At 42.6% G+C, this 1,325-nt stretch carries 2 protein-coding genes; both read right to left on the reverse strand.

All coding sequences use genetic code 11. The annotated features are described in order from the left end of the window. Window positions 1-559 (reverse strand): AAA family ATPase (locus ACYVRH_RS12810; RefSeq protein ID WP_461257286.1); only part of this gene is annotated, 559 nt, incomplete at its 3' end. 68 nt (window positions 560-627) lie between these two features. Next, window positions 628-1,325, reverse strand: a 698-nt coding sequence (locus ACYVRH_RS12815; protein ID WP_461257287.1) for a hypothetical protein, incomplete at its 5' end; no start/stop codon positions are given.

The following is a 1,325-nucleotide window of genomic DNA, read 5'->3' on the forward strand; positions in this document are numbered from 1 at the left end:
ATTCTTCGACAGGCTGAGGATAGAAAACAAGCAGTTTCATTAAAAAACGGTCAAGCTCGGCTTCCGGCAGGGAATAAGTGCCTTCGTGTTCGATGGGGTTTTCCGTCGCAAGGACAAAAAACGGATCGGGCAGGGGGTGGGTTTCTTCGCCGATTGTTACTTGTTTTTCTTCCATTGCTTCAAGAAGAGCGGACTGCACTTTTGCGGGTGCGCGGTTAATTTCGTCCGCCAGAATTACATTGGCAAAAACAGGGCCTCGGCGGACTGAGAATCTGCCGTTTGCCTGTTCCCAGATCATCGTCCCTGTTAAGTCCGCCGGTAAAAGGTCGGGGGTAAATTGAATACGTTTAAATTCAAGGCCTGTAATTTCCGCGAGGCTTTTAACGGCGAGAGTTTTAGCAAGCCCCGGCACGCCTTCCAGCAGAATATGCCCGCCCGCGACAAGGGCCGTTAAAAGCCCGTCAATCATTTCCCTCTGCCCGGAAATCCGCCGTGCCATCTCTCTTCGACATTCATCGATTAGGACCGTACATTGCTGTAGTTCTTCTTTTTGTATCATGTTTTATTTTAACCCTACTTGGCAAAATAGTCGAGTATAGTTTTTAGGAAATTAAGTTTATAAAAACTTTAGTATGCGTCTTTGTTAGGGTCGGTTTCTTTCGCCGGAATATAAGGCTCCTGGTATTCGCCCGGCATTTCGCCCGGCATTATGTATTGTTCAAACAATGCTGATAATTCCGCAGCTTGCGCTCTTGTAAAATACATTGTTATATTCGAACTTGATCTGTTACTGTCTCTTGACTTATCGTCTAAATATTCGGCGGTGCGCTGAAATACCGTAAAATACGGCGATTTATCCTTAAAAAAATAACCTAATTCCACATTCATATTGGCGTACGCCTGTACGCTGAAACTAAACATCTGCCAAACCAGATAGCCTCGTACAATACCGTATTTACGCCGTGACTTTTTGTTATCTTTTTGCAGATCACGCGCGGTGTAATCCTCGTTATATTTTTGCAGGGCGTTTATAAAATAAAGCCTTCCTCTTCTGTTCCAAAATTGATGATACGTGTAATATTCATAAATGTATTTCAGGCAAACGACATCTTCTTTTGGAAAATATAATACGGAAACAGTTTGCTTTTTTAAATTGCCCAATCCCATTAGCGTATCAAATTGCATTTCCACTTCTCCGATTGCAACTTGCGGCGAGTTCATATTTACCGTAAAATCCTCGACTATTGGGCGCTTAGTGGTGTTACATGCGCTGATTGTTATGCTTAACGCTAAGATAATTAATAATTTATTTATTGATTTCATAT

The sequence above is a fragment of the Treponema sp. R80B11-R83G3 genome (genome assembly GCF_054786115.1).